We start from the raw sequence: 18,376 nt of genomic DNA, 5'->3' as shown, positions 1-18,376 counted from the left end.
GGCGCAGGCGTATAATCAGACGCCCTCGAGTTCTAGAGACACCGGCTCGCCCTGCTGCTCGGTCAGAACGCGATCGAGCAGCGCCGGCAGATCCTCGCCAGTAGTGGAGCATTTCCAGCCGGGATTCTCGAACGCGAGGTGGTAACCGCCGGATTTGGCCGCCACCCAGAGTTCGCGGTTAGCGGACTGGCGTGACAGAATCACCTGGGTGCCGTTGTCTTCCAACGTCAAAGTCAGAACAGCACCGGCGCGTTCATAGTCGATATCCCACTCGCAATTATCCAGAGCATCTTCCACCGCCATCAGGGTGCGCTCAATGGCCGCATCGTATTCCGCTTGACTCATACTTGGTTACTTCTGTTACGGATGTGCTGAACTAAACAGCTGGCTATACTAGCAGGCTTTTCCGAATTCTACGCTGTAGGAAGCCCTCGATGCCGCATAAGTATAAGTACCTCCTCCCCCTTACCCTGCTCCTCGCCGCATGCGGGCAAAAGGGCCCTCTGTACCTGCCGCAGGACCCTGCTGTACCGGCGCAAGCCACTGCCGCTTCCGCGCCTGTTTCCGCCGCGCCAGAGGAAGAAGAAACCTCCCCGCGCGACAGTGAAGCCACAGCGACAACTCCGGAGCCGGCGGCAGAAAAATGAGCGAATTCAACTACCGTAACGGCACACTCTGGGCGGAAGAAGTTTCTCTGGAAAAAATTGCCGAACAGTTCGGCACCCCCACTTACATCTACAGCCGCGCACATTTTGAAAAGCAGTATCAAATCTACGCCGACGCCCTGGGAGATCATCCGGGTCTGATTTGCTACGCGGTCAAAGCCAACAGCAACCTGGGGGTTTTGTCACTGCTGGCGCAGCTGGGGGCCGGTTTCGATATCGTCTCGGGCGGCGAACTGGAGCGGGTACTGCTGGCCGGTGGCGATCCATCGCGGATCGTTTTTTCCGGTGTGGGCAAAACCGCCGAGGAAATGCGGCGCGCGCTCGAAGTGGGCGTGCACTGCTTCAACGTGGAGTCCGAGGCGGAACTGGGACGGCTCGAGGCCGTTGCCGCCGAATGCGGGGCGAAAGCACCCGTCTCCCTGCGGGTAAACCCCGATGTGGACGCCGGGACCCACCCCTATATTTCCACCGGGCTGAAAGAAAACAAATTCGGCATCGACATCGAGATCGCACCCGAGGTCTACCGCCGAGCGGCGGCCTCGCCACATATCAAGGTAATAGGCGTCGACTGCCACATCGGCTCTCAACTCACTGAAATCGCCCCCTTCCTCGACGCGCTGGACCGCCTGCTGATCCTGGTGGACAAACTCGCAGACCAGGGCATTCAGTTGGAACACCTGGATCTGGGCGGCGGCTTGGGTGTGCGCTACCGCGGCGAAGAGCCGCCACAGGCCGGAGACTACCTCGCCGCGGTCATGGAAAGGCTCGGCGAACGCCAGCTGGGGTTGATTCTCGAGCCCGGTCGTTCCATCGCCGCCAACGGCGGCCTGCTACTGACCAGGGTAGAATTCCTCAAGCGCACTGAAGAGCACAATTTCGCCATTGTCGACGCAGCCATGAACGACAACCTGCGACCAGCGCTTTACCAGGCCTGGCAAGACATAGTGCCGGTGACACCTGCCGACGGCGAGGCCGAACTCTGGGACATCGTGGGTCCGGTATGTGAAACGGGCGACTTTCTCGGCAAGCACCGCACCCTGGCCTTGCAGGCCGGACAACTGCTCGCCATGCTGTCCGCTGGCGCCTACGGCTTTACCATGAGCTCCAATTACAATACGCGCCCGCGCGCCGCCGAAGTACTGGTGGACGGCGATAAAACCTATCTGGTGCGCGCTCGCGAAACGCTGGCGGACCTGGTGCGTGGCGAAAGCCTGGTACCAGCGCGACTGACCACACGGGAAGAAGACTGACGGATAAAGGAATGCGCTTAAAATTCACCAAAATGCACGGCCTCGGCAACGACTTCGTGATGCTCGATGGCATCAGCCAACGCATCAGGCTGTCGCCGGAAAAGATCCGCCGCCTGGCCGACCGCCATTTCGGTATCGGTTGTGACCAGGTTCTGGTAGTTGAAGCCCCGCGCTCTCCGGATGCCGACTTCCGTTACCGCATCTTCAACGCGGACGGCGGCGAGGTGGAAAACTGCGGTAACGGCGCCCGCTGCTTTGCCAAGTTTGTGCGCGAACGCCGCCTGACGGGAAAAAAACAGCTCACGGTGGAAACCGCGGCCGGCCCGCTGAAACTGTCACTGCTCGACAGCGGTGAAGTCAGTGTCGACATGGGCGCGCCGGTACTGGAGCCGGAGCAAATCCCTTTCTGCGCCGACAGACGCGCCGAAACCTATCCGCTGGAGGTGGACGGCGAGGTGTATACCATCGGTGCCGTCTCCATGGGCAACCCCCACGCGGTGCTGTTGGTGGACAATGTGGATTCCGCACCGGTCGACACCCTGGGGCCGAAAATCGAATGCCACGAGCGCTTTCCGCAGCGGGTCAACGTGGGCTTTTTGCAGATTCAATCACGTCAAAAAGCGCGCCTGCGGGTCTTTGAGCGCGGCGTCGGTGAGACTCGCGCCTGCGGCACCGGCGCCTGTGCCGCCATGGTTTCCGCACACCTGCGCGGCCTGGTGGACGACAGCCTGCAAATACAACTGCCCGGCGGCACACTCACAATCCACTGGGGCGGCCCCGAACAAGCGGTTACCATGACGGGACCCGCCACCACTGTGTACCAGGGGCAGATCACACTGTAACCAGCCCTACGCCGGGGCTGCGTCCGGCTCACGCGGCGGCGGGAATGCAGAAAATGCCCGGAGCGGTTATTCTACGCTCTTCCCTTCACCTACCCGGTACATCGATTTAGCAATGACGGAACAAAGCGACGCCACCCGCGCCCTGCAAAACGCCACCGGCGACGAACAGAAAGCGCGCAGCAAAAAGCTGCTTGCGCGCCAAGTGGCCCGCTATCTGATCCAGAACCCGGATTTTTTCACCGAACATCTGGAACTGCTGGAGAATATCCGGCTGCCGCGGGAAAACGGTAAAACAGTGTCGCTGATGACACACCAGACCAACCTGCTGCGGGAACGCAATATCGAGATGCGACAGCGCCTCGACCAACTTCTACACAACGCCCGCGAGAACGACCAGTTATTCCGTCACAGCCGCCGCCTGATACTGGCACTACTGGAAGCGGAGAACGTCGGCGAGGCCACCGAGGCCCTGTACACGAGCTTCGCGGAAGATTTCAAAGTAGAGTACACCCGCCTGATCTTGTTCGGCCCGTTGCCCCAAGGGCGCCATATCCTTGGCGAAGTGCGCACCAGCTCCCGCGCCGCGGCGGAAGCCGCCATCGGCGCAATCCTACGCAATGGCCGCACCGTGTGCGGCGTACTGCGCCCGGCGGAGCGGGAATACCTGTTCGACGATGACGGCGCCCAGGTGGCCTCCGCCGCGGTAGTACCCCTGGCCAACCAGCTGGGCGTGCTGACAGTGGGTTCCAGCGACCCGCAGCACTACCGCTCCAGCCTCGGCACTCTCTTTTTGTCCTATATCGGCGAAGTACTCGAGCGGCTGCTGCCCCGTCTCCTCGCTCCCTAGACAGCGACCTCGACGTGCTCCTGGAAGATGCCACCGCCCGCTTCCTGCAACAGCTGCAAACCGAGCGCCGGCTGTCCCCCCACACACTCACAGCCTACCGCCGCGATCTCGGCAAAACACAGCAGCTGGCGACCGCGGACGGCGTAACGCACATCGAGCAACTGCGGCCCGCAATAATCCAGGGGTGGCTGGCGCAACTGCACCGGGGCGGACTGGGCGCCAAAAGCCTGCAGCGCTGGCTTTCTGCGGTGCGCAGCCTGTGTCACTGGGCCCTGGGCGAAGGCTGGCTCCAGGCCAATCCCGCGGATGGACTGCGCGCGCCCAAGAGCGAAAAAAAACTGCCGAAACTACTAGACGCCGACGCGGCATCAGAGTTTGTGGAGTTCCCCGACGATTCCCCCCTCGGCCTGCGCGACCGGGCGATGCTGGAACTCTTTTACAGCAGCGGTTTACGCCTATCTGAACTGACCGCATTGAACTGGAGCGATCTGGATTTGCACAGCGGCGAAGTGCGGGTTATCGGAAAGGGCAACAAAGTCCGCCTGCTACCGGTAGGGCGCCACGCGCTGGCAGCCCTGAAAGCCTGGCGCCGGGCCGCACCGGGTGGAAAAGACGGCGCCATCTTTACCTCGATGAAGGGGCAACGGCTCGGCAACCGGGCTGTGCAGAAGCGCCTGGCTCACTGGGCCCGCACCGGGGGATCGGAGCAGCGCGTACATCCACATATGCTGCGCCATTCCTTCGCCAGCCATCTGCTTGAGTCCAGCGGTGACCTGCGCGCAGTGCAGGAACTGCTCGGCCACGCCGATATCAGTACTACCCAGATCTACACCCATCTGGATTTCCAGCACTTATCACGCGTCTACGATAGGGCGCACCCACGCGCAAAAGAGAAAAAATAAAACCCTCCTTTGCAGGTGAGAAACGCCGGATGCCGAAGCTCACTGAAAGGGGGGGGTAGCGCGGGGAGCGAACACAAGGCCCGCTCCCCGACTTTGGGACTTGCTAGATCGGACGGCTGCCGTATTTAGGTTGCGGCTTGCGGGGAGGATCAGCGGTAACATCTGGATCGATTTCGTTGATGGCACCGCCGCGGGCGAGAAATTCCTCTATATCTGTATTTAGTTGCGATCTGGCCCGCTCACGGGAAGTCACACTGCGCTCCTCAGCGCACTCCTCGGTATCCTTGCCCCTGTAGTTGTTGCCCGGATCTTCGAATACATCGTTCATAGTTGAAACCCTGTAACTGCTACTTCTGTTACAAAGGATGTACCTCTGTGCCGCGGATTACAGTGGGGCCGACTCGCTTCAATCAACCGCAGGCGGTGATCAGCCTTCAGCACCCGCTTAACCGCGGCGAATAATATATAGGCACTCACTGCTGGGGGCGCCAGCTGCGATTGGAGCAGTCAGTAGTTTTTTTTGTTGCGGCAGCAGTACGGGTTATTGCCGTTGGTTATGCTGGTTTCGGCGCCAAATCACCACCTACCAACAATGCCAACTTATGCGGTTTCATTGAATCCGGATTGCGTTTTTACGTGGGCCATAAAAAGAAAAAGCCCCACAGAGGGGGCTTTCGGGCATGTGGCGGATAATACATCCACATACCTGTGAGACCGCAACCGGCCTCGACTAAACCGCTTCGCTGCCAGTCTCGCCGGTGCGGATGCGGATTACTTCTTCCAGCGCAGTGATAAATATCTTGCCGTCGCCGATCTTGCCGGTCTGGGCGGCCTTGGTGATTGCCTCCACGGCGCTGTCCACCATGCTGTCGTCCACCGCCAGCTCCAATTTCACCTTGGGCAGAAAATCCACCACGTATTCAGCGCCGCGATAGAGCTCTGTGTGGCCTTTCTGGCGCCCGAAGCCTTTGACCTCGGTTACCGTCATGCCCTGCACACCGACTTCGGACAGCGCGGTGCGCACGTCATCCAGCTTAAAGGGCTTTACCACAGCCGTAATCAATTTCATCTTTTGTTATCCCCTGGTTTTTCCGCGGTCTTGTGGAAGCGGGCCCCGCTCAGCGGCGGGGCGAGCTCCCTTGCAATGGGCAATCTTACTTGCTCATAAATTCCGGGTAAGCTTCCATTCCGCATTCCACCAAGTCAACACCTTCTTGCTCCTCTTCCTCGGTGACGCGGATACCGGTGATGACCTTGAGCAGGAACCACACGGCAAAGCAGGAGATGAAGACCCAAGCGAAGATGGTAACGGCACCGATCAGCTGCCCGCTGAAAGTCGAATCGTCGTTGGTGAACGGTACCAGCAAGAGTCCCAGCAGGCCGACCACACCGTGCACGGAAATCGCGCCCACCGGATCATCGATCTTCATTTTGTCCAGTGTAACGATGGAGAAAACCACCAGCACGCCACCAATCGCGCCGAACAGTGTTGCCTGCAGCGCGGTCGGAGTGGAGGGCTCGGCAGTGATTGCCACCAGGCCCGCCAAAGCACCGTTCAACAGCATAGTCAGATCGGCTTTGCCGAACAGGATACGCGCGGTAATCAGCGCGGCCACCGCACCGCCTGCCGCCGCAGTGTTGGTATTCAGGAACACCATTGCCACCGAGTGGGCATTGGCCGCATCGCCCAGCTTTAGCACGGAACCGCCGTTAAAGCCGAACCAACCCATCCACAGGATAAAGGTACCCAGCGTCGCCAGGGGCAGGTTAGCACCGGGGATTGCGTAGACCTCTCCATTGGCACCGTACTTGCCTTTGCGCGGTCCCAGGAGCAGTACGCCGGCCAAGGCGGCGGAAGCACCCGCCATATGCACGATGCCGGAGCCGGCAAAGTCTGAGAAGCCCAGGTCGCCCAGGTTATAGAGGCCAAATACGTCGGCGCCACCCCAGGTCCAGGAGCCTTCAAGCGGATAGATAAATCCGGTCAGGACCACCGCGAAAGCCAGGAAGCTCCACAGCTTCATGCGCTCTGCCACTGCGCCGGAGACAATGGACATGGCGGTAGCCACGAAGACCACCTGGAAAAAGAAGTCGGCGGCGCCGGAGTATACGGAGTCGCCATCAAAGCCGTTTTCCGCCGAGTCCGCCAGCACGGTTTCCAGACTGAAGGATTCTATTCCACTCAGCATAAAGCTGCCGTCGTACATAATGGCGTAGCCGGTCAGCAGGTACATAATGCAGGCAATGGCGAACAACGCCACGTTCTTGGTAAGAATTTCGGTGGTATTTTTCGAGCGCACCAGGCCAGCTTCCAGCATGGCAAAACCCGCTGCCATCCACATCACTAGTGCGCCGCATACGACGAAATAAAAAGTATCAATTGCATACTGCAATTGAAAAATTTGATTTTCCATCTTTAGCTCCGTTAATCCCGAGAATTTCTAAAAAATCTTTTCCGAAAAATAAATTCGTGTTTACGCGAGATTTAAATCGCCTCGGCGCCCGTCTCTCCGGTGCGGATGCGTACAACTTGCTCCAGATTGGACACAAAGATCTTTCCATCGCCGATCTTGCCGCTTTGCGCGGCGCTCCCCACCGCGTCCAAAACTGCGTCCAGAAGGCTGTCGTCCACCGCGATCTGCAGCATTGTCTTGGGCAGAAAGTCCACAACATATTCGGCACCACGATAGAGTTCCGTGTGGCCTTTCTGTCGGCCGAATCCCTTCACTTCGGTAACCGTGAGGCCATTCACGCCCGCTTCCGCCAGCGCGTCGCGCACCGCGTCCAGCTTGAAGGGCTTGATGATTGCTGTAACCAGTTTCATGTCTCCCCCCCGGGGTTGTTGGCCGGCCCGTTGGAGCCGGCCCGAATGCATTACCAGCTGTAGGTGGCTCCGGCGATTACCGAAGGCTCGCACCAGTCCGTTTCGTAGCACTCGCTGTCGCTGATGTCCGTGCCAACCAGAGACGCACTCAGGCTCAGACCACCAAACTCCTTCGCCACGGTTACTGAGTAGTCGATATAGGAGTCCGCCTCATACAAAAAGCCCTCCTCATCAAAGAGGTTTACGCCCAGGTGAAAGTCCAGGCTGACATCCGCCGGCAGGGCGAAGCTGTATTCGGCATAGGGGTAGTAAAAGGTGCCCGTCCCGGCCCAGTAGTCGTCGCTGTAGACAAAACCCAGGGTCAGATCGGAAATGCTGAGGCTGCCGAAAAACTCCTGGTAATCCTCATCCCAGTCGCTTCCGTGGTAGGCGTAATAGGCGTAGCCAATGTCGTAACTGACGGTTTCGCTGATCTCGCCGGCGTAGCCGCCATAAAAATCATGCTCGTAGTCGGTTTCATCCTCGCCGTAGGCGAAATCGACCTGCGAGGCCCAGGTGCCCAGGTAAAACCCATTGTCAAACTCCAGGTCTATGCCGCCCTGCAGCGCGGGGCTGCCATCGGTCTGCGAGATGCCGCGAAACTTGTAGTCGCTGACCACCCCCAGGTTGGCGCTGAAGCTGGCTTCGGCCTGAGCTTGCGCGGCAATGCCTCCAAGGGCGCCCAAAGTCAATACGGCGGCGAATTTATTAATTGCTGTGCCCACGTTGGTTCTCCTCAAAACTCTGTGAATGTCTCGTCGGTGATTTGTTATTGAATGCATCATGTGCGCCGCGGTGGGTTTGGCGACGGCGGTGTCTTTTTTTATTCGCCTCGTGAGCTTTCTTTTTCGTTCCGGCCGCAGTGAGTGGTCTGCGGTGGAACATCTGCACTCCTGCAGTACTCTCCGCAATTGAGCTTTTTGCAGTCTTAATGCCAATTTCGCATTTGCACTGAAAATCAAGCAGTTAGAGGAGATTTGCGCCAGTAGCGGGGCGGTATAGCAGCGAGGGGAGAAAAGCGTGTGCACCTTAATGGCGCCCGCGGAGCGCAAACGCACAGAAGTGGTGAACTGGCGGGCGCTACTGAACCAAGGTGGCGCAAAGGCCGCACGCTTTTGCCGGCCAAAGGGCTGGGTTACAATCCGGTGCTATCAAAAGGGGCATTTTTAGTCATCTGATCACAGGAGAAGGCCCTTGGGCGAAGACAAATTGCAAAAGCTGCTCGCGGAGCTGCAACAGCAGGGCACAGTGATCACCGGAGACCTGCGCGATGCGCTGGCCGTGGCGCTGGGCAAGCTGCCGCTGGTGTCCCAGCGCGAATTCGATACGCAGGCGGAAATTTTGAAGCGCACCAGGGAAAAACTGGCGCGCCTCGAGGCACAGGTTGAACTCCTGGAGCAAAAGCTGGCGGAACAGGAAAAAGACAGCCCCACTTCTCGCCAATAGAACAAACAGAATTTCAAGGATGAAATTTTGAGCCTCTCGATCACCTACAGCCGCGCGCAACTGGGCGTCTCCGCACCACTGGTCACCGTCGAAACCCATTTGGCCAACGGCCTACCGGCCTTTCATATCGTAGGCCTGCCCGAGGCCGCGGTGCGCGAAAGCCGCGACCGGGTCCGCAGCGCACTGATCAACAGCCACTTCGAATTTCCCCAGCGGCGCATCACCGTCAACCTGGCCCCCGCGGACCTGCCCAAGGAAGGCGGCCGCTACGACCTCGCCATCGCCGTGGGCATTCTCGCCGCATCCGGCCAAATCCCCCGCGATCCCCTGGATAACTATGAGTTCATCGGCGAACTGGCACTCACCGGGGCACTGCGGGAAGTCCCCGGCGCCCTGCCTGCAGCCATCGCTTGCGGTGCCGCCGGGCGCCGGCTGGTATTGCCGCGGGAGTCCGGCGGCGAGGCGGCGCTGGCGGAAACAGATGTAAAGGTCGCCGCCTCCCTGCTACAGGTCTGTGCCGAATTGCACGGGCGCGAACAGCTCTCGGAAGCGCAGCGCGAGGCGGAAGACAATGCACCAGCCTGTGCTGATCTCGCCGATGTGCGCGGCCAGCTCAAGGCGCGGCGCGCCCTGGAAGTGGCCGCGGCCGGCGGCCACCATTTGCTTTTTTACGGTCCACCCGGCACCGGCAAAACCATGCTCGCCAGCCGCCTGCCGGGCATACTGCCGCCGCCCGGCGGTGACGAGCTGATCGAAGTGGCCGCCGTCTACTCCAGCGCCGGTCTGGCGCGGCCACAACAGCGCCCTTTCCGCGCGCCCCATCACAGCGCCTCGGCAACCGCTCTGGCCGGGGGCGGCACTCAGCCGAAACCGGGGGAAATTTCCCTAGCCCATCGCGGGGTATTGTTTCTGGACGAAATGCCGGAGTTCCCCCGCCACGCGCTGGAAATCTTGCGCGAACCGCTGGAAACCGGGCAGGTGCATATCGCCCGCGCCCGTGCCCAGGTCACCTATCCCGCCAACTTTCAGCTGGTGGCCGCCATGAACCCCTGTCCCTGCGGCTACCTGGGCGAGCCCCGCTGCCGCTGTACCCCGGACCAGATAGACCGCTACCGCAACAAGCTCTCCGGCCCTCTGCTCGACCGCATCGATATGCAGGTGGAAGTGGCGGCGATGTCGGCCAGTCAGCTGCAGGACAGTCCGCCCGGCGAATGCTCGGCGGCGGTGCGCAAACGGGTGATTGCCGCCCGGGAGCGGCAGCTGCACAGACAGGGAAAAATCAACGCGCAGCTCAACGGGTCCGAGCTGGACCGCTTCTGTGCACTGGGACAAAGCGAGCAAGCACTGCTGCGGCACTCGGTGGAAAGACTGGGGCTGTCCGCGCGCAGTTACCACCGGGTATTAAGAGTCGCGCGCACCCTGGCAGATCTCGCTGGAGAGGCGCACATCGGCGCAGGCCAAATTGCCGAAGCGCTGGCCTACCGAAATCTAGATCGGCGACAACTCACCGCAGAAATCTAGGGAAACTCGGTTTAGTTCGCGCCAAAAATTTAATGCTTTTCCACCCCTGGATGCAGCACTCAGCTGGTGAGATGGACATTTCAAAACCAACGGGAGCGAGGGACTACTCGTGTGGTTTCGAAATGTCCACCCCGCTGCCTGAGCCCCCAGAATTCGCACAGCACCCACACGAATGCATCAAAGACACGGTTAGACGCCATTAATGTTGTTTCAACCCGGCTCACTGTTGCATCGCCACTGGGCAGCGGACAGTCGGTAGAGGCAGTGGCGCCGCAGTGGGCTGCTCTCCGGCAGCAGCGGGTGATCGAAAGCGTGCGGTTCCGCGCACATGCCCAGGCGCTGCATCACCCGCTGTGAACGGTAATTTTGTAGCGCAGTAAAGGAGACGATTTCAGATAAGCGCAATATCTCGAACGCAACCTCCAACGAAGCCCGTGCCGCTTCACTGGCATAACCACAGCCCCAGAATTCCGCCGCGAGGCGCCAGCCGATTTCAACACAGGGAGCAAAGGGCAGCACTTCGGGCGCCTGTTTGATACCGACAAAGCCGATAAACTCGCCGCCCTCCTTGCGCTCTACCGCCCAGAACCCCCATCCGCGTTCGGCAATATGTGTGCGGTTGCGACGCATTGCCGCATCACTGGCGGCCCGGTCCAGGGTTTCCGGAAAGTATTCCATCACCCGGGGATCTGCATTGAGCGCGGCAAATGGTGCACTGTCTTCATCGCGCCACTGGCGCAGTCGCAGACGCTCTGTCTGCGGTTGAATAATCCTAACCAATCTCCACCACCATAATATTTCTCGTCGGCGCGATCATATCGCTACCGTCACCTACAACGTTCCGGGCGCTCAGGAAACCTCTGATTAATTCACGGCCTGACGACAAAGAGATACCGCCCCTAAATTGAGGGACTCAGGCGATGGAATGGATCGTTCGAAATCGTCAGATACATGGACGTATCCGGCAGAGCTGCAGAGAAGTACTGGTGCATTTTCGAAATAGCCCCCATTGCCGAGCATCCGGAATCAATGGCTGCCCCAAGTTAATCAGAGAGGCGCCCTGCTGCTCGCGCTTCGCCGGCTATCTCACCTGCCTGGCCCCATTCACCGTTTTCTGCGCGCCGCCACCAGCCAGCGATCCAACTGATCGGCGAAGGCTTTGCGCTCCTGCTGCCCCAGTGGCGGCGGACCGCCGGTGTGCAGGCCGCTGGCGCGCATGGTATCCATAAAGTCGCGCATATTCAGGCGCGCGCGGATATTTGCCTTTGTGTAGCGCTCGCCGCGGGGATTCAGCGCATCGGCGCCTTTATCGATCACCTCAGACGCCAGGGGAATATCGCTGGTGATCACCAGATCACCGGCGGCACAGCGTTTAACGATTTCGTTGTCGGCCACGTCGAAACCGGCAGTCACCTGCATCGACCGGATAAAGCGCGACGGCGGCACCCGCAACGGCTGATTGGCCACCAGGGTCATTTCGGTATGGGTGCGCTCAGCGGCGCGGAAGAGGATTTCCTTGATGGCCACCGGGCAGGCATCCGCATCGACCCAGATTTTCGTCATTGATCTTTTCCCTCTTCGGTGCGCGCCCCGTCGAACCAGTCCCGAGGAGCACCCTCATCGCACTTCTTGCAGTTCAGCAGATGGCCGAGCATGGAATCGCGCCCGGCTCTACTCGTGACCCAGGGGCGATTCTGCCAGGGCGGATCGTGGCGCACATGCTGGTTGTGGCCACAGGTCAATTCGGCGACCCAATGGTCTTCTTCGTCGCGGTGGTAACCGCAGATGGGCTGTTGCATGAAGTGGGCTCCGCCCTGAATGCTCTGGCGCTGTTATAGCCAAAGGACGCCGATATGTACACGAAATACGGCAACCGCAAGCTTCGGCCTTCAACACTGGTAGAATCCCCGCCTCAACGCCAACCGAAGATATCAACCCAGAATGACCAAGCTGAACCCCCGCCAGGCGGAGGCGGTGAAATACGTCGACGGCCCCTGCCTGGTCCTCGCCGGTGCCGGCTCCGGAAAAACCAGCGTGATCACGCGCAAGATCGCCTACCTGATTGAGGAGTGCGGCTACAGCGCGCGCAATATCGCCGCATTAACTTTTACCAACAAGGCCGCGCGGGAAATGAAAGAGCGGGTGGGCAAGCTGCTCAGCGCGCCCGGCGGCGGCAAGTCCGCAGCCGGCCGAGGACTGACCGTTTCCACCTTCCACAACCTGGGGCTGAACATACTGCGCAAGGAGTACCGGGCTGCCGGCTTCAAGCCGGGTTTTTCCATCTTCGATGCCGAGGACGCCCGCGCCCTGATCAAGGAACTGATGCTGCGCGATGGCGACTTGGACACCGACCTGCTCGACCGGGTACAGCACCAGATCTCCAACTGGAAGAACGACATGCTGGCCCCCAGGCGCGCCCTGGAACTGGCGCAAAGTGCCGGGGAGCAGGCCATGGCCATCGCCTATGGCCGCTACTGCGACGCGCTCAAGGCCTACAACGCCGTGGATTTCGACGATCTGATCCTGCTGCCCGTACAGCTGTTCGACTCGGACCCGGAGCTGCTGCAGCGCTGGCGTAAAAAAATCCGCTATCTACTGGTGGACGAATATCAGGACACCAACAACGCCCAGTACCTGCTGGTCAAACAATTGGTCGGTGGACGCGGCGGGCTGACAGTAGTCGGCGACGACGACCAGTCCATCTATGCCTGGCGCGGCGCCCGCCCGGAAAATATGAGTCAGCTGAAAGTCGATTTCCCCAACCTGAAGCTGATCAAACTGGAGCAAAACTATCGCTCTACCAGCCGCATTCTGAAAGTGGCCAACCACCTGATCGCCCACAACCCCCACGAATTTGACAAGGCGCTCTGGTCCGACCGGGGCCTGGGGGAGGAAATACGGGTCATCAAAGTCGCCAACGAGAACGAGGAAGCGGAGCGGGTGGCCAACGAGATCTTTCTGCAGAAGGTGCGCCGGGGCTGCAAATTTATGGATTTCGCCGTGCTCTACCGCGGCAACCACCAGGCGCGCCTTATCGAGATGAAACTGCAGGAACACCAGATCCCCTACCAGATGTCCGGCGGCACCAGCTTTTTCGCCCGCGCGGAAATCAAGGACGTGATGGCCTACCTGCGCCTGCTGGTGAACCCGGATGACGACAACGCCTTTCTGCGCATCATCAATACCCCGCGCCGGCAGATAGGCACCAGCACCCTGGAGGCACTGGGCAACTATGCCAAAGGGCGCGAAATCTCCATGTTCAGTGCCTCCACAGAACTGGGTCTGAAAGAATTCCTGAACGAGCAGGGTTACGAGCGTCTGAACCGTTTTGCCCTGTGGCTGGAAGGGGTACGCCGCAACTGCCGCGAAAAGAGTCCGGATGCCGCACTGCGGGAAATGCTGGACGATATCGACTACGCCGGCTGGCTCAGCCAAAACGCCAGCAACGAGAAAGTGGCCGAAAAGCGGATGGAGAACGTCTACTGGCTGCTGGAATCCCTGAACAAAATCATGGAAGGCACGGATGACGAACTGGAGCAGGATATCCGCCTGGAACAGGCCATCTCCAAGTTGATCCTGCGGGATATGCTCGAGCGCCAGGAAGAGGAAGAGGCCACCGACAAAGTCAGCCTGATGACCCTGCACGCGGCCAAGGGCCTGGAATTCCCTCACGTGTTTATGATTGGCATGGAGGAAAACCTGCTCCCGCACCGCAACAGCATCGAGGATGACAATATCGAGGAAGAGCGCCGCCTCACCTACGTGGGCATTACCCGCGCACAGCGCACACTCACCATGACCCTGGCCGGCAAACGCAAACAGTTCGGTGAAACCCAGGACACCACCCCAAGCCGCTTCCTGGATGAACTGCCGCAGGATGACTGCGTCTTCGAAGGTTTCGGCAAAGCTACGCCCGAGCAAAACCAAGCCAAGGGCGAGGAAACCCTTGGCTCGCTGCTCAGCATGTTCGACTAGAAAACCGCCCCAACCCGTATGCCTTTATTGCTGCAGGGGCACCTACAAAAAAGGCCGCTCAATGAGCGGCCTTTTTATAAGGACGAAAAGCAAGCTTACTTGCTGTTTTCCACCATATAGTCCACTGCGGCCTTGACCTCGTCCTCACTGCAATCCATGCACAGCCCTTTGGCCGGCATTGCATTGAAGCCATTCAGCGCGTGGGTGTAGAGCGTATCCATCCCCTGGGCGATCCGCGGAGCCCAGGCACCCGCATCGCCAAATTTCGGCGCACCGGCAATACCTGCACCGTGACAAGTATTACAGGAGGCGTTAAAGATATCCTCACCGCTGCGGGCGCCGCCGCCAGCCGCTGCCGGCGCCGCAGCTGCCGCCGCACACTCGTCGCCCTGCATGCAGGTGCTGCCTACCGGTGCGATACGCTGGGCGATCTCCTCGTCCACAGACTGCGCCACAGCAGTGGCCGCGCCAGCGGCCAAAATCGCCACAAAACCGAAAATCATCTTCATCTCATCCCCCAGAGGGCCGAATCGCGACCCATAGATCAGCGGCACGCCGTCGCGTACCTATACCAGCCGCGCATTATAAGCGCTGCGGCCTCCACTGCGAAGGGCGCCCGTTTTTGCCCCGCCCCAAGCCCACCCCACTTTGCCCTAGGGGCGTCCTTCTGTATAATCCGCCTCCTTCCCGCCCCTAGCTCAGCTGGATAGAGCGTTGCCCTCCGGAGGCAAAGGTCAGAGGTTCGAATCCTCTGGGGCGGGCCATTCCCCTCTCTAACGCAATCCCCAAAAGCCCCCCAACCCCGCGACACACCTAGGTTTCCGCGTTATCCTAAGTCTCAGTCAATCTAAGCTGATACCCCCAAATCCGGGGGTATCTGGGGGTACATTTGGGGGTATCTGGCGGGGGTATGACAGTAGATACCCCCAAAATTGGCCGCAGCCCCCGTCATTACTGGGATAGCGCCATGCCATTGACGGAAGTTCAGGTAAAGCAAGCCAAGCCAAAAGAGAAGGATTACAAGCTAGGGGATGGTAAGGGGTTGTTCCTGCTAGTGACCAAAGCAGGGGCAAAATACTGGCGGCTTAAGTACCGCCACCCCCACACCAAGCGGGAGCGCCTTTTGGCCCTGGGGGTGTATCCAGAAACCGGCCTCAAGAAAGCGCGCCAGAAGCGCGACGCAGCCCGCCAGCTACTGCTGGACGGCATAGACCCCAGCGACCACCGCAAGGCCCGCCGGGCCGATAACTACGAAGCGGCCACCAACACCTTTGAAGCACTGGCCCGCGAGTGGTACACCATCAAAATGCGCGACAAGTCGGAAAGCTACCGCTACCGCATTATGCGCGTGCTGGAGCGCGATTTGTTTCCCTACCTGGGCAGGCGTCCCATTACCGAGATAACCCCACCGGAACTGCTGACGGTGCTAAGGCGCATCGAGGAGCGCGGCGCGATAGACACCGCCAAAGACGCCAAGCAAACCGCAAGCCGCGTTTTCCGCTTCGCCATTGCAGGGGGGCGGGCCACCAATGACCCCGCCGCAGTGGTCGGCGACCAATTGCAACCGGCGAAGAAAAAGCACTATGCCGCAATTACCAACCCCGCAGACGTGGGCAAGCTGCTAGTGAACATCGACAACTACCAAGGCACCCCCACAGTGCGCGCGGCCCTGAAGCTGGCCCCGCTGCTGTTCTGCCGCCCCGGCGAGCTGCGCGCCCTGGAGTGGGAAGAAATCAACTGGGAGGAACAGAGAATCGAGATACCCGCCGAAAAAATGAAAATGCGGGAACCCCACATTATCCCCCTGGCCCGCCAAGCAGTAGCCATTCTGCGCGACCTGGAGCCGCTGACCGGACGCTTCCGCTATGTCTTCCCTTCTGAGAGAGGTGCCAGCCGCTGCATGTCTGAAAACGCTATCAGGGTAGCCCTGCGCAATATGGGTTACACCAACGAAGAAATGACCGGCCACGGCTTCCGCGCTATGGCCCGCACTCTGCTGGATGAAGTATTGAATGAGCGGGTGGAGTATATCGAGCACCAATTGGCGCACACCGTGAAAGACGCCAACGGCACCGCCTACAACCGCACCAAGCACCTAGCCCAGCGCACGGCCATGATGCAAAGATGGGCGGATTACCTGGACGCCCTGCGCGAGCAGGCAAAAGCGGAAAATGTGGTTACTGTGAAATTCGGCACTCAGTAACAACCGGGTTTCAGCGCCTAGGGTAGCTCCCGAAAAGCCGCGACCCTTGGCGGCCTGGCGCTGAATCTATACAAGGGGATTCTCTGAAAGGGGGAGAGCATGAACAAGAAATTCAAATTCCGCGCGTGGATGTTTCTGGAAGAAGCCGCAGAGCGCTTATCCAACCAGCTGGGAGAACCATTCGGAGAAACGGATATGCTTGCACTCCTTTCCGAAGGTACCCTGCCGATGTATTGGTATCTTCACAATCACCCCGCAGCACAAACGGCTCCGCTCACTCTCTTCTATAACCATGGCTACCACAGAAAGGATGCATTTCTGGATTTCCTCCCATCCCCAAGACATAGCATCGATGAGCTTTCCGGCCCCTATAGGTTAGTGGCTAACGACCTCCCAGGGTTGAACCAAGACATAATCACGAATATCCATAACAAACTATTTAATAAGCCATTTTTTACTCCAGCATATGAAGCCTATGTCGTGGACAATGAAGGCTCCTGGTGGCGCTTGCTCCGCCGCGCGGGAAGCGAGGATGGAGACGCACTTGCTCCGAAGGGTTACTCTTCTTCAGTGCGGTATCCCAAACTTAGCGAAATTGTAGTTCTAGTCTCAGACGTGGAAGCACTTCTTCAAGCTGATGAGGAAACATCTCACCTAGAAGCCGCTATAGGAGCCACAACGGCTAAAGCCACCGAGCAACGCGACCATCCAGCAAAAAATCCAGACCACCCCTGCTATGCCCCGGAGCTACACGCCGCCATTGAAGTATGGGAATCCCTCTATCTGAATGGCAAAAAACCAGAGCACTTAGACCACACGACAGCGGTAAAAGCATGGTTCAAAGATAATTGGTCAGAACTGTCGGCAACGGCCATAACAAAACGCTTAGCTCCGGTCACCAATACTAAGAGCAATAAAAATTCTGGTCGCTTTCAGGAAAAATAGCGGTAGCACCGCAAAAATTTTTAAGCCCAGTTTCACCCCTGAAAGCCTGATAGACCGCCGGTGCTACCCTAGCGCTAGCACCGCAGCCCTCAATCACTACCGCTGGACAACCACCTCACCACCACAAATATCTTACGCATCAGCCTCAAACAACCTATAGGAGTGCTGAACCATGCAAGACAACGCAACCCACCCCCAGACCATCAACCCCTCCGCCATGTACCGGGCCAAAGAATGTGCCCGCTTTTACTCCATCGGCCTATCCACCTGGTGGCACTGGACCAAAACCGGTAAGGCAAAACGCGGCACCAAGCTAGGCCCCAAAATTACCGTTTGGGAGGGTTCCTACCTGCTGGAACTGAAGCAAAAATTAATGGCGGAAGCACAAAGCGGGGAGGTGTAAGCATGGAGGGAATCAGAACCGCCCCAGCAAAGAGCGGCCCCGAAATGGTAGGCGCAGCCAATTATAACACCCTCGAACAGCTTCACCTTAGCCCCCGCCAATGGCGGGTACTATCCGCCCTATTGAAGCGCCCCCGCAGCCGCGAGGAGCTGGACAGGATAGCCGGAGCCAGCAACAGCCCCGAACTCATAAGGCAACTACGCCAAAGGGGAATCACCATTCTGTGCGAACGGGTAAGCCACATCGACAGGGACGGCGTGAAGGGCTGGCATGGCGTTTACCGGCTACCGGCAACCGAAAAGCAACGCCTTGGGGGTGTCCTATGAGGTACATAGTCGAAATAGAGCAAGCAACCACTGTTCCCTTAGTGGTGGAGGCGCACAGCGAACGGGAAGCGCTCAAGCTGGCTGAACACCAGTTGCATCACCCCGCCATCATCGCCCCCGAAAACATGGGCGACCCTATAGCAAAACCGCCCCTGATTCGCTCAGTGCGCAAACTGGGGGAGTGACGG

22 protein-coding genes and 1 tRNA gene are annotated in these 18,376 nt (G+C 59.2%); 13 read left to right on the top strand and 10 right to left on the bottom strand.

Translation table 11 applies throughout. The features are described 5' to 3' along the window. Nucleotides 1–15: 15 nt before the first annotated feature. Nucleotides 16–345 carry an iron donor protein CyaY gene (cyaY, locus tag BM155_RS07405; RefSeq protein WP_074902145.1) on the bottom strand — a complete coding sequence of 110 codons (330 nt, stop codon included), beginning with the start codon at nt 343–345 and terminating at the stop codon, nt 16–18. Between the two features lie 89 nt (nt 346–434). On the opposite strand from cyaY, the gene lptM reads away from it, so the two are divergent. The 5 genes from lptM to xerC all read left to right on the top strand — a co-directional run bounded on the left by lptM (nt 435) and on the right by xerC (nt 4,506). Then, nucleotides 435–647, top strand: a complete 213-nt coding sequence (lptM, locus tag BM155_RS17790) for an LPS translocon maturation chaperone LptM (protein WP_067150223.1) — start codon at nt 435–437, stop codon at nt 645–647. Continuing rightward, a complete protein-coding gene (gene lysA / locus BM155_RS07395) occupies nt 644–1,915 on the top strand; it encodes a diaminopimelate decarboxylase (protein WP_074902142.1) in 1,272 nt (423 codons plus the stop codon). Before lptM ends, lysA begins: the two co-directional genes overlap by 4 nt. Before the next feature lie 11 nt (nt 1,916–1,926). Then, the gene (gene dapF / locus BM155_RS07390; protein ID WP_067150217.1) at nt 1,927–2,757 is read left to right on the top strand and encodes a diaminopimelate epimerase; all 831 of its coding nucleotides are present in this window, start codon (nt 1,927–1,929) and stop codon (nt 2,755–2,757) included. A 112-nt stretch (nt 2,758–2,869) separates the two neighbouring features. Beyond that, the gene (locus tag BM155_RS07385) at nt 2,870–3,604 is read left to right on the top strand and encodes a DUF484 family protein (RefSeq protein ID WP_074902140.1); all 735 of its coding nucleotides are present in this window, start codon (nt 2,870–2,872) and stop codon (nt 3,602–3,604) included. A gap of 14 nt (nt 3,605–3,618) precedes the next feature. Beyond that, on the top strand, nt 3,619–4,506 hold the full coding sequence (gene xerC / locus BM155_RS07380; protein WP_083421118.1) for a tyrosine recombinase XerC: 888 nt from the start codon (nt 3,619–3,621) through the stop codon (nt 4,504–4,506). 103 nt (nt 4,507–4,609) lie between these two features. Here the strand turns inward: xerC and BM155_RS07375 are convergent, their stop codons facing one another. The 5 genes from BM155_RS07375 to BM155_RS07355 all read right to left on the bottom strand — a co-directional run bounded on the left by BM155_RS07375 (nt 4,610) and on the right by BM155_RS07355 (nt 8,094). After that, on the bottom strand, nt 4,610–4,834 hold the full coding sequence (locus BM155_RS07375) for a hypothetical protein (RefSeq protein ID WP_067150214.1): 225 nt from the start codon (nt 4,832–4,834) through the stop codon (nt 4,610–4,612). A gap of 402 nt (nt 4,835–5,236) precedes the next feature. Beyond that, the gene (locus tag BM155_RS07370; RefSeq protein WP_043319767.1) at nt 5,237–5,575 is read right to left on the bottom strand and encodes a P-II family nitrogen regulator; all 339 of its coding nucleotides are present in this window, start codon (nt 5,573–5,575) and stop codon (nt 5,237–5,239) included. A gap of 85 nt (nt 5,576–5,660) precedes the next feature. Continuing rightward, the gene (locus tag BM155_RS07365; RefSeq protein WP_067150211.1) at nt 5,661–6,920 is read right to left on the bottom strand and encodes an ammonium transporter; all 1,260 of its coding nucleotides are present in this window, start codon (nt 6,918–6,920) and stop codon (nt 5,661–5,663) included. Nucleotides 6,921–6,991: 71 nt separating this feature from the next. Beyond that, entirely contained in the window at nt 6,992–7,330 is a 339-nt protein-coding gene (locus BM155_RS07360) for a P-II family nitrogen regulator (RefSeq protein ID WP_067150208.1), read from the bottom strand. A 50-nt stretch (nt 7,331–7,380) separates the two neighbouring features. Further along, complete coding sequence (locus BM155_RS07355) at nt 7,381–8,094, bottom strand: TorF family putative porin (protein WP_067150205.1); 714 nt, start codon at nt 8,092–8,094, stop codon at nt 7,381–7,383. A 469-nt stretch (nt 8,095–8,563) separates the two neighbouring features. On the opposite strand from BM155_RS07355, the gene BM155_RS07350 reads away from it, so the two are divergent. Continuing rightward, nucleotides 8,564–8,815 (top strand): accessory factor UbiK family protein, encoded by a 252-nt coding sequence (locus BM155_RS07350; RefSeq protein ID WP_067150202.1) that lies wholly within the window; start codon nt 8,564–8,566, stop codon nt 8,813–8,815. A gap of 27 nt (nt 8,816–8,842) precedes the next feature. Next, nucleotides 8,843–10,336, top strand: coding sequence for a YifB family Mg chelatase-like AAA ATPase (locus tag BM155_RS07345; protein ID WP_067150198.1), 1,494 nt, complete (start codon nt 8,843–8,845; stop codon nt 10,334–10,336). 210 nt (nt 10,337–10,546) lie between these two features. Here the strand turns inward: BM155_RS07345 and BM155_RS07340 are convergent, their stop codons facing one another. From BM155_RS07340 to BM155_RS07330, 3 genes are all read right to left on the bottom strand, one after another. Further along, nucleotides 10,547–11,116, bottom strand: a complete 570-nt coding sequence (locus BM155_RS07340) for a GNAT family N-acetyltransferase (protein ID WP_074902137.1) — start codon at nt 11,114–11,116, stop codon at nt 10,547–10,549. A 324-nt stretch (nt 11,117–11,440) separates the two neighbouring features. Then, nucleotides 11,441–11,899, bottom strand: a complete 459-nt coding sequence (locus tag BM155_RS07335) for a YaiI/YqxD family protein (RefSeq protein WP_074902134.1) — start codon at nt 11,897–11,899, stop codon at nt 11,441–11,443. Beyond that, nucleotides 11,896–12,135 carry a DUF3565 domain-containing protein gene (locus BM155_RS07330; protein WP_074902133.1) on the bottom strand — a complete coding sequence of 80 codons (240 nt, stop codon included), beginning with the start codon at nt 12,133–12,135 and terminating at the stop codon, nt 11,896–11,898. Before BM155_RS07330 ends, BM155_RS07335 begins: the two co-directional genes overlap by 4 nt. A gap of 142 nt (nt 12,136–12,277) precedes the next feature. On the opposite strand from BM155_RS07330, the gene rep reads away from it, so the two are divergent. Beyond that, nucleotides 12,278–14,311, top strand: a complete 2,034-nt coding sequence (rep, locus tag BM155_RS07325) for a DNA helicase Rep (protein ID WP_074902130.1) — start codon at nt 12,278–12,280, stop codon at nt 14,309–14,311. Between the two features lie 95 nt (nt 14,312–14,406). Here the strand turns inward: rep and BM155_RS07320 are convergent, their stop codons facing one another. Further along, nucleotides 14,407–14,820: a c-type cytochrome gene (locus BM155_RS07320; protein WP_067150185.1), complete on the bottom strand. Its 414-nt coding sequence runs from the start codon at nt 14,818–14,820 to the stop codon at nt 14,407–14,409. A gap of 178 nt (nt 14,821–14,998) precedes the next feature. Between BM155_RS07320 and BM155_RS07315 the strand changes: the two genes are divergently transcribed. The 5 genes from BM155_RS07315 to BM155_RS07290 all read left to right on the top strand — a co-directional run bounded on the left by BM155_RS07315 (nt 14,999) and on the right by BM155_RS07290 (nt 18,373). Continuing rightward, nucleotides 14,999–15,075, top strand: a tRNA-Arg gene (locus BM155_RS07315). A gap of 146 nt (nt 15,076–15,221) precedes the next feature. Next, complete coding sequence (locus BM155_RS07310; RefSeq protein ID WP_254773149.1) at nt 15,222–16,514, top strand: tyrosine-type recombinase/integrase; 1,293 nt, start codon at nt 15,222–15,224, stop codon at nt 16,512–16,514. 99 nt (nt 16,515–16,613) lie between these two features. After that, nucleotides 16,614–17,459, top strand: coding sequence for a hypothetical protein (locus tag BM155_RS07305; protein ID WP_074902127.1), 846 nt, complete (start codon nt 16,614–16,616; stop codon nt 17,457–17,459). A 172-nt stretch (nt 17,460–17,631) separates the two neighbouring features. Further along, nucleotides 17,632–17,862, top strand: coding sequence for a helix-turn-helix transcriptional regulator (locus BM155_RS07300; protein WP_074902124.1), 231 nt, complete (start codon nt 17,632–17,634; stop codon nt 17,860–17,862). 322 nt (nt 17,863–18,184) lie between these two features. Continuing rightward, on the top strand, nt 18,185–18,373 hold the full coding sequence (locus BM155_RS07290) for a hypothetical protein (protein ID WP_074902121.1): 189 nt from the start codon (nt 18,185–18,187) through the stop codon (nt 18,371–18,373). Nucleotides 18,374–18,376 lie beyond the last annotated feature (3 nt).

It is taken from the genome of Microbulbifer thermotolerans (genome assembly GCF_900112305.1).
GTDB classification, from domain to species: Bacteria; Pseudomonadota; Gammaproteobacteria; order Pseudomonadales; family Cellvibrionaceae; genus Microbulbifer; species Microbulbifer thermotolerans.
This window is presented reverse-complemented; position numbering and strand designations above follow the sequence as displayed.

What these genes read in the sequence shown, in the direction of transcription:
- cyaY (WP_074902145.1), bottom strand. Translation starts at nt 345, where the DNA reads ATGAGTCAAGCGGAATACGATGCGGCCATTGAGCGCACCCTGATGGCG.
- lptM (WP_067150223.1), top strand. Translation starts at nt 435, where the DNA reads ATGCCGCATAAGTATAAGTACCTCCTCCCCCTTACCCTGCTCCTCGCC.
- lysA (WP_074902142.1), top strand. Translation starts at nt 644, where the DNA reads ATGAGCGAATTCAACTACCGTAACGGCACACTCTGGGCGGAAGAAGTT.
- dapF (WP_067150217.1), top strand. Translation starts at nt 1,927, where the DNA reads ATGCGCTTAAAATTCACCAAAATGCACGGCCTCGGCAACGACTTCGTG.
- BM155_RS07385 (WP_074902140.1), top strand. Translation starts at nt 2,870, where the DNA reads ATGACGGAACAAAGCGACGCCACCCGCGCCCTGCAAAACGCCACCGGC.
- BM155_RS07375 (WP_067150214.1), bottom strand. Translation starts at nt 4,834, where the DNA reads ATGAACGATGTATTCGAAGATCCGGGCAACAACTACAGGGGCAAGGAT.
- BM155_RS07370 (WP_043319767.1), bottom strand. Translation starts at nt 5,575, where the DNA reads ATGAAATTGATTACGGCTGTGGTAAAGCCCTTTAAGCTGGATGACGTG.
- BM155_RS07365 (WP_067150211.1), bottom strand. Translation starts at nt 6,920, where the DNA reads ATGGAAAATCAAATTTTTCAATTGCAGTATGCAATTGATACTTTTTAT.
- BM155_RS07360 (WP_067150208.1), bottom strand. Translation starts at nt 7,330, where the DNA reads ATGAAACTGGTTACAGCAATCATCAAGCCCTTCAAGCTGGACGCGGTG.
- BM155_RS07335 (WP_074902134.1), bottom strand. Translation starts at nt 11,899, where the DNA reads ATGACGAAAATCTGGGTCGATGCGGATGCCTGCCCGGTGGCCATCAAG.
- BM155_RS07330 (WP_074902133.1), bottom strand. Translation starts at nt 12,135, where the DNA reads ATGCAACAGCCCATCTGCGGTTACCACCGCGACGAAGAAGACCATTGG.
- rep (WP_074902130.1), top strand. Translation starts at nt 12,278, where the DNA reads ATGACCAAGCTGAACCCCCGCCAGGCGGAGGCGGTGAAATACGTCGAC.
- BM155_RS07320 (WP_067150185.1), bottom strand. Translation starts at nt 14,820, where the DNA reads ATGAAGATGATTTTCGGTTTTGTGGCGATTTTGGCCGCTGGCGCGGCC.
- BM155_RS07310 (WP_254773149.1), top strand. Translation starts at nt 15,222, where the DNA reads ATGACAGTAGATACCCCCAAAATTGGCCGCAGCCCCCGTCATTACTGG.
- BM155_RS07305 (WP_074902127.1), top strand. Translation starts at nt 16,614, where the DNA reads ATGAACAAGAAATTCAAATTCCGCGCGTGGATGTTTCTGGAAGAAGCC.
- BM155_RS07300 (WP_074902124.1), top strand. Translation starts at nt 17,632, where the DNA reads ATGCAAGACAACGCAACCCACCCCCAGACCATCAACCCCTCCGCCATG.
- BM155_RS07290 (WP_074902121.1), top strand. Translation starts at nt 18,185, where the DNA reads ATGAGGTACATAGTCGAAATAGAGCAAGCAACCACTGTTCCCTTAGTG.